At 40.8% G+C, this 13,381-nt stretch carries 19 protein-coding genes; 16 read left to right on the forward strand and 3 right to left on the reverse strand.

Annotated features, from left to right (window positions below):
* Positions 1-353, forward strand: a 353-nt coding sequence (locus tag E4T71_RS06635) for a transposase (RefSeq protein WP_135038300.1), incomplete at its 5' end; no start/stop codon positions are given.
* A 193-nt stretch (positions 354-546) separates the two neighbouring features.
* On the opposite strand, the gene E4T71_RS06640 is transcribed toward E4T71_RS06635, so the two are convergent.
* From E4T71_RS06640 to E4T71_RS10240, 3 genes are all read right to left on the reverse strand, one after another.
* Positions 547-993 carry a DUF1694 domain-containing protein gene (locus E4T71_RS06640; RefSeq protein WP_135038302.1) on the reverse strand — a complete coding sequence of 149 codons (447 nt, stop codon included), beginning with the start codon at positions 991-993 and terminating at the stop codon, positions 547-549.
* A 189-nt stretch (positions 994-1,182) separates the two neighbouring features.
* Positions 1,183-2,349: a site-specific integrase gene (locus tag E4T71_RS06645; protein ID WP_135038304.1), complete on the reverse strand. Its 1,167-nt coding sequence runs from the start codon at positions 2,347-2,349 to the stop codon at positions 1,183-1,185.
* 499 nt (positions 2,350-2,848) lie between these two features.
* The gene (locus tag E4T71_RS10240; RefSeq protein WP_228062368.1) at positions 2,849-3,382 is read right to left on the reverse strand and encodes a helix-turn-helix transcriptional regulator; all 534 of its coding nucleotides are present in this window, start codon (positions 3,380-3,382) and stop codon (positions 2,849-2,851) included.
* A 200-nt stretch (positions 3,383-3,582) separates the two neighbouring features.
* Here E4T71_RS10240 and E4T71_RS06655 point away from each other — a divergent pair, with 200 nt between their 5' ends.
* From E4T71_RS06655 to eno, 15 genes are all read left to right on the forward strand, one after another.
* Entirely contained in the window at positions 3,583-3,783 is a 201-nt protein-coding gene (locus E4T71_RS06655) for a helix-turn-helix transcriptional regulator (RefSeq protein WP_135038306.1), read from the forward strand.
* 11 nt (positions 3,784-3,794) lie between these two features.
* Complete coding sequence (locus E4T71_RS06660) at positions 3,795-4,406, forward strand: BRO family protein (protein ID WP_135038308.1); 612 nt, start codon at positions 3,795-3,797, stop codon at positions 4,404-4,406.
* Positions 4,407-4,416: 10 nt separating this feature from the next.
* On the forward strand, positions 4,417-4,575 hold the full coding sequence (locus E4T71_RS09810; RefSeq protein ID WP_167758485.1) for a hypothetical protein: 159 nt from the start codon (positions 4,417-4,419) through the stop codon (positions 4,573-4,575).
* A 294-nt stretch (positions 4,576-4,869) separates the two neighbouring features.
* On the forward strand, positions 4,870-5,148 hold the full coding sequence (locus E4T71_RS06665) for a hypothetical protein (RefSeq protein ID WP_135038310.1): 279 nt from the start codon (positions 4,870-4,872) through the stop codon (positions 5,146-5,148).
* Positions 5,149-5,551: 403 nt separating this feature from the next.
* The gene (locus E4T71_RS06670; protein ID WP_228062369.1) at positions 5,552-5,815 is read left to right on the forward strand and encodes a DNA-binding protein; all 264 of its coding nucleotides are present in this window, start codon (positions 5,552-5,554) and stop codon (positions 5,813-5,815) included.
* Entirely contained in the window at positions 5,802-6,074 is a 273-nt protein-coding gene (locus E4T71_RS06675; protein WP_135038314.1) for an XRE family transcriptional regulator, read from the forward strand. The genes E4T71_RS06670 and E4T71_RS06675 overlap by 14 nt, the downstream gene beginning before the upstream one ends.
* A complete protein-coding gene (locus E4T71_RS06680) occupies positions 6,071-6,949 on the forward strand; it encodes a primase alpha helix C-terminal domain-containing protein (protein WP_135038316.1) in 879 nt (292 codons plus the stop codon). The genes E4T71_RS06675 and E4T71_RS06680 overlap by 4 nt, the downstream gene beginning before the upstream one ends.
* Entirely contained in the window at positions 6,950-8,242 is a 1,293-nt protein-coding gene (locus tag E4T71_RS06685) for a phage/plasmid primase, P4 family (RefSeq protein WP_135038318.1), read from the forward strand.
* 50 nt (positions 8,243-8,292) lie between these two features.
* Positions 8,293-8,595, forward strand: a complete 303-nt coding sequence (locus E4T71_RS06690) for a hypothetical protein (protein ID WP_135038320.1) — start codon at positions 8,293-8,295, stop codon at positions 8,593-8,595.
* A 76-nt stretch (positions 8,596-8,671) separates the two neighbouring features.
* Positions 8,672-9,160, forward strand: a complete 489-nt coding sequence (locus E4T71_RS06695; RefSeq protein WP_135038322.1) for a hypothetical protein — start codon at positions 8,672-8,674, stop codon at positions 9,158-9,160.
* 9 nt (positions 9,161-9,169) lie between these two features.
* Positions 9,170-9,580 (forward strand): RNA polymerase sigma factor, encoded by a 411-nt coding sequence (locus tag E4T71_RS06700; protein ID WP_135038324.1) that lies wholly within the window; start codon positions 9,170-9,172, stop codon positions 9,578-9,580.
* Between the two features lie 174 nt (positions 9,581-9,754).
* A complete protein-coding gene (locus E4T71_RS06705; RefSeq protein ID WP_135038326.1) occupies positions 9,755-9,955 on the forward strand; it encodes a type II toxin-antitoxin system HicA family toxin in 201 nt (66 codons plus the stop codon).
* A 43-nt stretch (positions 9,956-9,998) separates the two neighbouring features.
* The gene (locus tag E4T71_RS06710) at positions 9,999-10,403 is read left to right on the forward strand and encodes a type II toxin-antitoxin system HicB family antitoxin (protein WP_135038328.1); all 405 of its coding nucleotides are present in this window, start codon (positions 9,999-10,001) and stop codon (positions 10,401-10,403) included.
* Positions 10,404-10,724: 321 nt separating this feature from the next.
* The gene (locus tag E4T71_RS06715) at positions 10,725-11,135 is read left to right on the forward strand and encodes a DUF1492 domain-containing protein (protein ID WP_306766724.1); all 411 of its coding nucleotides are present in this window, start codon (positions 10,725-10,727) and stop codon (positions 11,133-11,135) included.
* Between the two features lie 609 nt (positions 11,136-11,744).
* Positions 11,745-13,049 (forward strand): surface-displayed alpha-enolase, encoded by a 1,305-nt coding sequence (eno, locus tag E4T71_RS06720; RefSeq protein WP_135038330.1) that lies wholly within the window; start codon positions 11,745-11,747, stop codon positions 13,047-13,049.
* Positions 13,050-13,381: the final 332 nt, after the last annotated feature.

The following is a 13,381-nucleotide window of genomic DNA, read 5'->3' on the forward strand; positions in this document are numbered from 1 at the left end:
TACCAGAGTCTAAGTTAGGCCGTGCTCTTAAATACAGTTTGGATTATGAGTCCACATTCAAGACTGTATTGGAAGATGGACGTCTAGTTCTCTCTAATAATCTGGCAGAGAGGGCTATTAAATCCTTGGTTATGGGACGTAAGAATTGGCTATTCTCCCAAAGTTTAGAGGGAGCAGAGTCAAGTGCTATTATCATGACTCTGCTTGAGACAGCCAAAGTCCATCAACTTGATAGTGAAAAATATATAGCTTATCTTCTAGAACATTTGCCAAACGAGGAGACTCTCGTAAAAAAAGAGGTTCTAGAGGCTTATTTACCATGGGCTCCAAAAATCCAAGAGAATTGTAGATAAAGAAAACTCCAAGATTAAAAGCAATCTGCTTATAATCTTGGAGTTTTGTCAATATACTCTGTTATTGGGCGCTTACGAACAATTTTCGGCTTCACTTGAAATTTGAATAGATAAAAACAGCTTAGAATCAACGTTTTTAACGATGTAATTCTAAGCTGTTTTCTATTTCGAAGATTTTTTGCCTAGCCTCTTTTTAGTTTTTGAAGAGTCTACGGAAAAATCCTTTTTTAGTGTTGATCGGGGCTTCTTCCTTTTGCTCAGGAAGGTAGGTCTGAATGCTCGTATTTTCTAGTTCAAGGGCATGGTCTGTATGGACAATGAGTCCAAAGGGAGAACGACTGCACTCATCTGATACGATAGTTGTTGGAATGTTAAGGTCTTTCCCCATTTTGAGATAGGCCAATTGTAGGTCGTTGGGGAGGACAGGTGAAATTTTGAGGTAGAGAGGGCTATAGTGGACTTTTAAGGAGGATAGGATTTTTGGGAGAGCCTGTTTGACAGTTGGCTCCTTAGCCTCAGCTACCGGAATGTCGCAGATAACGCGTTCCTGAAAAGTTTCTAAGTATTTTCGTTGTTGATCTGGATCTAGCCGGTTTGAACCAGCAGCTTTTTCCATTAGTGTTTTTTCTAGATTTGCCATGCTCCCAGTATAGCACTTTTTAATAGGGTTGGTGGAAGAAAAATCTTGCAATTTATTTCACAGGTATCCAATTTTTCCCTTGAAAAACCACTTTTGCGGAAGTGACACCGCCTAAACGTTGATATTATGCGATTTTCAAGGTTTTAAATTCTTGTCTTTTTCAATTTGCTTAGATATTTGCTAGATATTTTACAAATCACCCATGGCTTTCTCAAACAATGAGACGGCTTTTTTTGCGCTTTCTCTTGATAGGTGACTATAGACATCCATAGTTACAGATATATTGGAATGGCCAAGACGGTGCTGGAGTTCCTTGTAAGGGATACCTGAGTTTAGTAGCAAGCTGGCGTGGGTATGGCGGAATCCGTGGAAACCAATATCAGGGACATCCGCCCTTTTGAAATGGATCAAGAGCCGTCTATGAAGTTGGCGGTTTTTAGGGTATTCGTTGATAAAGTCCGAAAATACAACTGTCTCAGTCCGCCCTAATTGCCACGCTTCCAAAGTTTGGCGTTTCTTGTATTCTTTTAGCATGCTGATAGTTTGGGAATCTATATCTATATCCCTTTCGCTAGCCTTGGATTTAGGCGGGGTGATTTGTAACCTAGCATTGATGGTTTTTGTGATGGATACAACCCCACCAGCAAAATCAATATCTTCCCAGTGTAAGGCTAAAGCTTCGTTGATACGGCAACCCGTAGCAAGCAGAAACTTATATAGCACCGTTTCATAATAATGGCGGTAGCGATTATGGTCAAGATTATCCAAGTAGTCAAGGAATTGTTTCAGTTCCGAGTTTTCAAAATGCTTAATCTTATTCCGTTTGGCTTTCTGAAGGTTACGGGGGAGAATGACTTCCCTAGCTGGATTGAAGGGAATTGCTTGGATAACAACGCCATATTGTAATATTCGCTTGTTGAGTGCGTGGATTTTGTGATAATGCAAGAAAGCGCCAGCTTCCCCTTTATTGGCTTTATCCGCTAGCTGGTTGACTGTCTGCTGAATAAATGCCGTGGTCAATTTTGATAACTTGATAGCCCCGTAGATGGGTAGGACATGATTATCAAGTAGACTTTTTACAGCTAGTTGAGTATTTAGCTTGACCGTATGGCGGTAACTCTCCCACCACAATGAAGCTAGTTCCTTGTAGGTGCTTATGTTGACGGATTGGAATCTAGTTGCCCCATTCTTTTCAAAATCTAAAATGGCCCGCCTAGATTTTTCTTTCAGTTCCTTTTTGGTTCGTCCTGATACTTTTGTAGTGACTTGTTTCCCAGTTACTGAATCAATTCCCAAGTACACGCTAGCACGGCAGACAGTAGTCCCGTCTTTCTTTTTGATTTGATTGATTTTCATGATTGACCTCTTTTCTACAGTAGGCAAGGTTATTGAAAAGGACTTAGGTATCATGAAATTTTAAGCGAGAGCTTGCCAATTTGGCTGTCTATCGTATTGGGTGGTAGATTGTAAGGGAAGAAGCTGGAAGGTAGTAGAGGGAGAACTCACGCGCCACGTTTGAACTATGTTATAATAGGTTTATCTGATAAGTCTGTCAGATACCCAAGTTTAATACCGCCTTGCGAGCTGTCACCTCGTAAGGCTTTTTACGTTTTGGCGAATTTGAGAGAATAGCCCCGCTTATCATGGTTACTATTTTGTCAAAATGGCCAAAATGTGAAAATAGGTTTTTTTAGAACCTCAAATAATAATGTTAACTTTTGCTAACCTTTTCGCTTATAAGGAAAACCCAGCTATTGAATAGAACCGCTGGGCGCGTGGGGTGGTTAGATGGTGCGGTCAGAACCGATTACAGAAAATATTTTGATATGGGTATCCTCGGAAGGTGGGAAGTTTGCTAATCACTATCTTCCCCAAAATTAAAAGATTGTATAAGATTGAGTGTAGCTGTTTTTTGTTTCGGCGATAAAAGAGACCATAAAGCAACTAAAGAGATATAGTCGGAGGGTGCGACTGCGAGCATTCTAAAAACATCATCATTCAAACCATCCCATATCTCAGAAGGAGCTTGTCCCATTATACTAATCAATTTTAGCTTACCGAATTTTACTAACGTTTCATCATCTTCTGTTCCAACCATAATATTTTGGAAATCTTCTCGATTTACAGGAGTACCGTCTTCTAGAGTTACCGATTTATTTAAAAGTTTATCCAGTTCTTTTGTTTCGTCGTTGAAGAAATCATTGCTGTAGCCCAATAAATATCCGGCGGTAACCCCGAAATAATCAGCAAGTGTTTGAGCTTTATCGGGTTTGATCTGGCTTTCGTTGGTTTCCCAGTTTTGGAGCGTCCTATAGTGTACACCTATTTCTTTTGCTAACTCTTTTTGAGTTAGTTTTTTTTTTGTTCGTAATTCTTTCAACCTATTCATATTTTTTCACCTTTCATAGAAGATTATATACTAAAAGCTAGACAAAGTACAACTTTTTTGTGTTTTTTGCAATTAAATCATTGACAAGTATAATTTAATTGTGTACGATACTTATCAAACACAATTAAATTGTGCGACTCCCCAACACCTTTCATCTTTCAACCTATGGGGAGGGAATTTTTAAAAGAAGGAGGAATATCATGAGCAAACTCAGAGGGTACAGGGTTATGCTGGGGCATACGCAGGCAGATATGGGTAAAATCCTAGGAATCACAAAGCAGGCTTACAGTAGCAAGGAAACAGGCAAGACCTCGTTTTCAAAAAGTGAAATGCTGAAAATCCGTGACATGGTTCGGGCTATTGAACCTGATATCACCATTGATGAATTATTTTTCAGTTAGGAGGTACAACCATGAAAACAGAACAATGGAACGGCTATCCCATTCGGTTTGTAGATCATGAAGGCGAATGGTGGGCAGTGCTTGCTGATATCGCCAACGCTTTGGGATTGAATCAGCGGAAAATAAAACAACGGCTACCCCGTGAGGTCGTTTCAAAGCACCCCATAAAAGATAGCAAGAACCGAATGCAAGAAATGCTAATAGTAAACGAGTTTGGTATCTATGAGACGATTTTTTCAAGTCGCAAGAAAGAAGCTAAAGCGTTTAAGTCTTGGATTTTTGAAGTGATCAAGAACTTACGTCAAGCGACAGGTCTAGAGGGATTTGAAGTCTTTCGAATGTTAGACAAGGAACATCAAAAGCAAGCCATGAAGCGCTTGAGTGATGGCCTAGGACATGCTAGTCAGGTTGACCATATCAAAGCGAATACTATCGCTAACAAGGCGGTATCCAATCTATATGGTCTTCCCAAGATGGTTAAAAAGAATGAGATGAGTGAATCCATGTTGAAGGATAGGGAAGCTATTCTTGATGAGACTGTAGAACTTATGACGGTCAAAGAACGGTATGGGCTACCTATCAGCGTTTCACAGGCAATTTACAATAAAAACAAACGGGCTTAGGAGGAAAGCAATGACAGACAAAAAAACACTATCAACCTATGACATTCTGACAGATTATGACGGGCTAATAAATAGCGTTGGTCAAGTCTTGGAAGTCTTAGAAGGATTTGAAGAATTTAACACAGACAATGGCTGTTCCAGCTTATGCCTTACGGGCTATCTTGGATGAACACAGAAGCATAACCAAAGAATACTATTCCGCGACTACCGCCAAAAACAACTAGGGCGGGATAACAAATCAGAACAGCAAAGTATAAGAAAACAGGAACAGTAAAGTCTAAAGTACCGAAATGGTACCGCAGACATAAAAAAAAGACCCATTGGGAATCAGCCAATGAGTCAGCACAAAATTTTAAAAATCGAAACAACCGAATCACTATCAACACCAATGTAGGCAAGGTTATTGAAAGGGACATAGGTTATTGGATTTATTTAATTATATCAGAAATAGAGGTAAGAAGCTATGGATGCAAAAAAAGTTATGGATAAAGTGGTAGATAATTATGATGACTTACTGGCACAAATAGACGACCTTGTAGAGTCTTTAAGTTTAGTTGAAAGTTTCTTGGCCAAGCCTATTGATATGCGAAATGAAGAAGATACATACAACTTCTGCGGTTCTAAGAATCAATATAGGGCTGTTCTATCGTTAGCTATAGATGCCTTGGTAGAACACGGGAAACATGCCAATAGTGTTTTAACTGAATATTATCAAGCAGAAAGCAAAGGAGTAGGCGCGTGATCACAGAACTAAACTTATCACTAACAGGGCAGACAGTAGTCGTTTTAGTTCTACTGGGTTTGCTATGGCTGGTACTTAGATACAGACCGACTAGAATCAGCCTAGACGAGCCGAAAATCGAACCCGTGGAAGAATCTACCACAATGGAATTAAACCCCGATTATGGCCGATATATTTGGCTTGCTGGTCGCTATTACAACTAGGAGGGAATGAATGATAGAACTAGAACCATCCCGCTTTATTGTTATGATTGTTTGCCTTGTTCTGATTATCCTATGGTTATTTATTACATTTTGCTTGGTTTGGTCAGCTAGGAGAACGGAGGAATTGAATGACAGACATTGAAATCAGATTGTTGCGATTGATACCCGTTGGGAGTGACAGGCCTATCAATACAAACGAATTGGCCACAATTCTAGGGATTGACGTCCGCAGAACTCGGGAGATTATCAGCCGTTTAATTACCAGGTATGGTGTACCGATTGTCGCAAAGCGTGGAATCAATAGCGGTCACTATATTCCAAGGAATGACATGGAACGGCTGGAAGGTATCAGAGAGTTACAGGCGCAGCATCAGGCAGAAGGTAAGCGCCTAGACGTGCTTATCATGGCTGACCTGAATCGCCGTGATGAATTGCTGGAGGAGTATAATCATGAAGATATTTAGTAAAGAGACAGAAAATAACTTGATGAGGTCAATTCTTGATCTGATCGATAATTTTTTAAAGACCTATACCCGACCGCCTGAAAGAATCTTAGGGCTTATGACTCAAAAGCAACTGATGGACGAGTTAGACATCAAGGAAAGCACCTTGAAGCGTTGGGAATCGCTGGGGTTAAAAAGATACATGCCCCCAGTTGAGAATAGCAAAAAATCCTATTACCGAGTTAGTGACGTACTGAAATTTTTGGGAGCAGAAAAATGATTTATACAAGTATTGGAGTACAAAACAGACGACTGACCCCAGTAGGTTCTGATAGGAGTTCGTGGGGCTATTTGGCCACCTTAGAGCCTGTACCCGTTCCACCTACAGCGGGATTGGGACAATGGAAGAAGAGTAAAGCCCCCTACTGTATCGCTGGAACAGTTGAAGTTGAACCAGACGGGGGATACAAGCGTAGTAACAAAACACTTGTAGCGCGTGATTTGATTTTTCTTGATTATGACGAACTGGAGGATCAAGATGATTTTTTCGAAGCAGTAAGCGAAGTTTTGAGCGACTACACTTTCTTGATCTATCCAACCATCTCGTATAGCTTAGAAAAGCCGAAGTACAGGGTAGTAGTGAAGCCAAGTGAGGAAATGGATGAAGTTAGTTATAAAGCTACTGTCAGAGAGATAGGGGATAAAATCGGTTTACCTTACGACGGGGCTTCTCTAACATGGTCGCAGCTACAAGGTTTACCCGTGAAGACACAAGCAATGGCTACAGCTATTCGCTTCCAGAATCTAGGTCAGGATTATCCTGTACAGAAAGTTGAAAAAACAGACTCGGCTAGCAGTGTTTCTCCTAGAAGTTCGGGAGATATCTCAACGGCTTACAGCGGGGACTCCCTCACAATGCGGGTCATTAAAACCCTCTTGAACGGCTTAGGAGATGAAGGAGGGCGAAACGTTGCACTTACTAGATTTGTGGGACTTCTCTACTCGAAGTATGTTCGGTGTGATGTACCCACGGCTTACGAACTGGCAAAAATTGCCAATAGTGTTACGGCCAACCCGTTGCCGATTGAAGAAGTTAACAGAACTTTTGAGAGTATCACAGAACGAGAAATCGAAAAAAGGAGACTGGGACTATAGATGAATATTGAAGAATTAACCCAAAGCATGAATCAGGCGGAAGCTGAGCATGATTTTAATGAGATTGAGAGCATGGCGGACTTGTACCGCAGAATCAAGCAAGCTGGAGAGTTTTGGAGAATAGAACACACTGAAGAAAAGATTATCTCAAAAGGACCGAGAAAAGGCGAAGTTGAAACAAAAATCCCGATACCTTCCCCCGTTGACGTCGCAGAGAACTTGAACAAGCTATGCCATTTCACTTTTATTGGTCGGGGTGGAATTTCAGACAGTAGCCCAGTCTATACATTTGATTGGGATAGTGGGGTATACTCCCATAGTCGGGACTTACTTTGGCGGTTGTGTCGGGCTTTTGATGGTCGCTTGAAGTCGCCACACTACAAAGAGGTTGAAATGCAACTAAGAACCATGATAAAGATGAGAAGACCGCTAGAAGATAGAAATCTTATTCCCGTGAGCAACGGAATCTTTAATCTTAAGGACAAGACTTTCAGACCACACGCGCCCCAGTATATCATCACTAGTAAAATTAAGACTAGCTACAACCCAGAAGCTCAAAAGCCAATACTTGGAGGCTGGTTTGATTTTGATGAGTGGCTGGAAGGTATTGCAGTAGGTGATAAAGACGTGGTTACGCTCCTATGGCAGATTATGAATGAAGCTATCAATCCCAACTATACAAGGGGGAAAATTGTTCTCCTTCTAGGAGATGGGAACAACGGGAAAGGGACTTATCAAGATTTACTAAAGAATTTGATAGGCCAAGAGAATGTAGCCGCCTTGCGACCTGACCAGTTCGAAGGGCATAAACCAGAGATGTTGCTCGGTAAAGTTTGTAATATTGGTGATGATATTAGTAACAAGTATTTGGATGAAGTTTCTGACTTGATGAGTATAGCCACAGGGGACACCGTGATGATCAATCCCAAGCATGAAAAACCTGTAGAACTAACCACGAAGCCTTTGTGTCTTTTCTCGGCCAATGGTTTGCCTAACAGTCGAAACAAGTCGCAAGGCTGGTATAGGCGTTTGTGTATCGTTCCTTTTAACGCTGATTTTAATGGACAGAAGGAGCGCCCAGAAATCAAGCAAGTATTTCTAAAGGACAGGGAGCTTTTAGAGTGGGTTCTGTTTAAGATTTTGAACATGGAGAACTTTAAGAAATTCATTGAACCAGAAGTGACCAAGACGACGCTTGAGGAATACAAGTCAGATAATGACTATATCCTTGGTTTCGTGAAAAACAGGTACATTCCTAACGGTTGGGATGGACTAACCCATGTACCTATTTAGTGGAAAAAATGCAAAAATTAGGGATATTGATTTAAGAAGGAGGAAGAAAAATGCAAATCGGAAACAATAACATGATAGGAAATGAGTATATCGAAGCAGTACAGGACTTTTTCACCCGCTACCAGTCAAAACGTTACGAATTGGCACAGTTAGAAGGTAAGCTAGATACTGAAACGCTTATCGTAGCCTTAGCCAATGCGGAAACAACTATCGCAAATCTTTTGAAAGTGTTGAACATGGCGGGGATAGACAGTTATAACAATCAATGTTTACCGCCTAACGTGTTGAAGCTGATGAAAGCCTTGGATCATGACGGAATTTATACAGAATTCCTGAAGAATGTTGAAGTCTAAACGATAGCAAAGCAAGGTAGCCCCAAAGTGGGGCGCCTTTTTGCCTACATAATTGGGCATTTTGAGGTGTATAGTGATGATGAAGCTAACCATAGAACAATTCACAAGTATTAAGCCCGACCCACACGCTATAGGGTACGTTGACGGTGAACCGTTTGAAATCGATTTAGAAGCTGAATCCTTGTTTTTAGGTAGTCAGTACATACCGCTTGAGGGAAGGCCAGCTAACTATGGCGGTAAGCAATGGTATTTTGTTTGTCCTGATTGTGATACAAAGCGACGGGTATTATATGGAGTTGTCGGGTCAATGGCTTGCGGTGAGTGCCAAGGGATCTATAAGCAGACACGGAACAGAACCAAAACAGATTGTGGGTATTGGTGGGATATGGCGTTGAAGGAAATCCGAAAGCTAGATCCGAATTTTAAACCGCCAAGGGGTTATGTTAGCTATGGAGATTTTCCAAATCGTCCCAAGTGGATGAGATGGCCCGACTATCTGAATCGCTGGAGGAAGTTCCATAAGTACATGGATAAAGCCCACACCTTATGGCTTAGAGGGTGGTAGAATAATGCTATGACTGATATTAAGAAACGATTGAACAGACTTAAGAAAACGCCTGAACGTTTGCAAGAAATCAAAAGAGAAATAGAATACTTGGAGAGTAACCCGATACCTTCCCAGCAGTTTGAGAATAGCCCACGGAGCAACAGCAATAGGAATACCGCCGAGGATAGAACTGTAAGCGCAGTTGATAGATTGGCAGAATTAAAAGCGGAGTATGGCGCGTGCTTGGATGAATCTTGGGAATTAAGAAAAGCTATCGAATCCTTATCTGATCCGCTGGACAATTTGGTTATCCGATTGTTCTATATCAATGGCAATAGCTGGGATGAAGTAGCTAGGACTTTACGGGTCAGCAAAGCCACCATCCAGCGGGCTAGGACTAGAGCCATGAAGGAACTAGATGAGTTGCTGGGTGGGTGATATTACTAGAAAATACGAGAATAAAATCCGATAGCTTTACAGAAAATAAAGATTAACTAGTGACGTCCGTTTTTGGACACAACTCAAAACATTTGTAGAAAATACGTGTCATTATTGACAAATGTTGTAAACAAGTGTATAATATAATTAAAGATAAGGGAAGGAGGTAAGCCGATGACCACGAGGCGGGAAATTGAAAAGCTGGCTAAAAAAGCAGGTTTTTACCCAACAGTCAAAGGTAAAGGGTCGCACACCTTATGGCAACACCCTGACGGTAGAAACTTACTTATCAGTAACCCCAAGGAAAAAGACTATAGACCTGGAACGCTTTCCAAAATGTTGAGTGTCTTGAATCAAGGTGAAAAAGGGGAGTGAGTCCCCTTGACCTTGATTGGTTATCGGCTTACATGAAATCATTATGAAATACACTTACCTAGCAATTTTTGAAGAAGATACAGAACAAAGCGGGTACTCAATCAGCTTTCCCGACTTCCAAGGTGCTATCAGTGAAGCAGGTAACTTGAAGGAAGCCCAGTATAATGCCCGTGAAGTGCTTGAAATCTTTACCGTTATGTTTGAAGATGAGGGACGAGAGTTTCCGAATCCATCTAGTTTCAAATCGTTGGCCAGTGAGTTAGTGAGTGATGGCGATATGATCCAAGCTATTACCGTAGATACCGAGTTGGTTCGTGAACGGGAGCGTTCTAAAGTAGTGAACAAGACAGTTACCCTTCCTAGTTGGCTTGTTGAAGTCGGAAAAGAAAACAAAATCAATTTTAGTCAACTTTTACAGAAAGCTATTCGGGAAGAATTGCAAGTTTGAGCCTAGTCAGTCAGCTAGGCTTTTTCTTTTACCAACTCACGCGCCACAGAATCAATAGAGACGAACGAGAGCATGCCAATTTGAAGCGTTAGGACTTAGATGGTAAGATTATCCCATAGAATACTAGAATGCCACACAGGGTGAATGAGGGGGATTGTAGAACACCCCCACCTTGAAAAAAATTGAGTTTAAATTTTGTTTCGCCACCGGTGGTGGGGTTGATTACGGAGATATTTGCATTTCTCGCGTACGACCCCCTCCCCCTATGGATTTTCACAGTATTCTAAAATGACCGTGTTTCTACAAACACAGTAACAGCGCGTGATTGCTGGGATTTGGTTGAATTGGATTGCTGGAACTTGCCTAACCAAAAGCACTCAAAAACAGGTAGGATTTTTGTCAGTTTTGACCTCTACCTCGTGGTCTGATATGAAAGTTAGCGGAGGTGTTAGAACATCCCAGGAAAGCAAGAATATTGCGATTGTGGATATAACAGCATACAATACCGAGGAAATAAAAAAGCTAGTTGCTCGAAGAGAGGAAATCATTCAAGTTATTATGACTATGCCAGACATGGTTTTTAGACACGTTTTACTGGCAACATACGTCAATACTAAAACTTGTGATGAGGCTATGGAGTATCTAGATATTCGTAACAGGAACAAGTATTTCACGCTGAAAAGGAAAGCCGAAGAAAGTCTAGATTTGATACTGAAAGGGACGACATGCTGATGAAGATGATAGGTCAAAACATCCTATCACAGATAATCTGACGCACTAATTTAGTGCATTAGGTCATTCTGACACCCATATAGTAACAGTGGAGTACAGTAGGAAACAGAACGAACCAAGAAGGAAGCATGAGGATACATTCGTTTTGGTTTTACAACCGTAGTCTTAACTACACTTGTAAAACCACAGTCTTTTTTAGCTTAAGATTACCCTAAGGCTAGGATAAAATACTCCAAGGTTAGTATAAGGTCTCTTGTATTCAAAAAGTATGCTTTTTTCGCTAGTTATGATCTACTATGATTGTGCTATACTTGATTTAGGCAATAAAAAAAGCGTAGCTGATTGCCACGCCATTCTTGCCTACTGAACTCGTAAAACGTAAAAAAATACTTAGATTTTTGCTAGATTTTGCTTAGATTTTTGCTAGAAATCTAAGTGGTTATAACAACGGATATGGATACCTAAAACAGCCAAAAGCCTTGTTATAGCTGGTTTTTCGGGGGTGTATGACAACGTATGAATACCCATTCTAAAGTTTCCCTTGAAAAACCACTTTTTTTGCGTTATGATAGAAAGGTAATAAAAATTAACTCATAAGGAGAGTAAGAAATGTCAATTATTACTGATGTTTACGCTCGCGAAGTCCTTGACTCACGCGGTAACCCAACACTTGAAGTAGAAGTTTATACAGAATCAGGCGCATTTGGTCGCGGTATGGTTCCTTCAGGAGCTTCTACTGGTGAGCACGAAGCAGTAGAACTTCGTGATGGAGATAAATCTCGTTACCTAGGTCTTGGTACACAGAAAGCTGTTGACAACGTTAACAACATCATTGCAGAAGCATTGATCGGTTATGATGTTCGTGATCAACAAGCTATCGACCGTGCTATGATCGCGCTTGATGGAACTCCAAACAAAGGTAAATTGGGTGCGAACGCAATCCTTGGTGTTTCTATCGCTGTAGCTCGTGCTGCTGCTGATTTCCTTGATGTACCACTTTACAACTACCTTGGTGGTTTCAACGCTAAAGTGCTTCCAACTCCAATGATGAACATCATCAATGGTGGATCTCACTCAGATGCTCCAATCGCATTCCAAGAGTTCATGATCTTGCCAGTTGGTGCACCTACATTCAAAGAAGCTCTTCGTTACGGTGCTGAAATCTTCCACGCACTTAAGAAAATCCTTAAAGGTCGTGGTCTTGAAACAGCTGTTGGTGATGAAGGTGGATTCGCTCCTAAATTTGAAGGAACTGAAGATGCTGTAGAAACAATCCTTTCAGCTATCGAAGCAGCTGGTTATGTACCAGGTAAAGATGTCTTCATCGGATTTGACTGTGCATCATCTGAGTTCTACGATAAAGAGCGCAAAGTTTACGACTACACTAAATTCGAAGGTGAAGGAGCTGCTGTTCGTACAGCTGCTGAGCAAGTAGATTACCTTGCTGAATTGGTTGAAAAATACCCAATCATCACAATCGAAGATGGTATGGACGAAAATGACTGGGATGGTTGGAAAGTTCTTACTGAGCGTCTTGGCGATAAAGTTCAATTGGTTGGTGATGACTTCTTCGTAACTAACACTTCTTACCTTGAAAAAGGTATCGCTGAAGGAGCTGCTAACTCAATCCTTATCAAAGTTAACCAAATCGGTACTTTGACAGAAACATTCGAAGCGATTGAAATGGCTAAAGAAGCTGGTTACACTGCGGTTGTATCACACCGTTCAGGTGAAACTGAAGATTCAACAATCTCAGATATCGCTGTTGCAACAAACGCTGGACAAATCAAGACAGGTTCATTGTCACGTACAGACCGTATCGCTAAATACAACCAATTGCTTCGCATCGAAGATCAACTTGGTGAAGTTGCAGAATACAAAGGTTTGAAATCATTCTACAACTTGAAAAAATAATCGTTGATTGGTCAACGTTTTAAAGCCCTTGCTCGTTGAAGCAGGGCTTTTTTCTATCTTGGAGGGGCAAAAAGGGGTAAATGAACCGTGTTCATTTGATCTAATACTTAACAAAAAACAAAAATAGCTGTATACTATAAGGTATGAAAGTCGAACTAAATGAATATCAAATTAGCGAATTGAAGCAAGCCCTGAAAGATAAAAACCCAAATTATTCATACCTCAGAAGAATCTGTGTAAATGCCTAAAAAATCATCAGAAACAACCAATAATCAACTGGAATTTCTGATGATTTTTATTATTCACCAAATTGTTCTAGGGATAAAAATGTA

The sequence above is a fragment of the Streptococcus sp. WM07 genome, assembly GCF_004570525.1.
Classification (GTDB): Bacteria; Bacillota; Bacilli; order Lactobacillales; family Streptococcaceae; genus Streptococcus.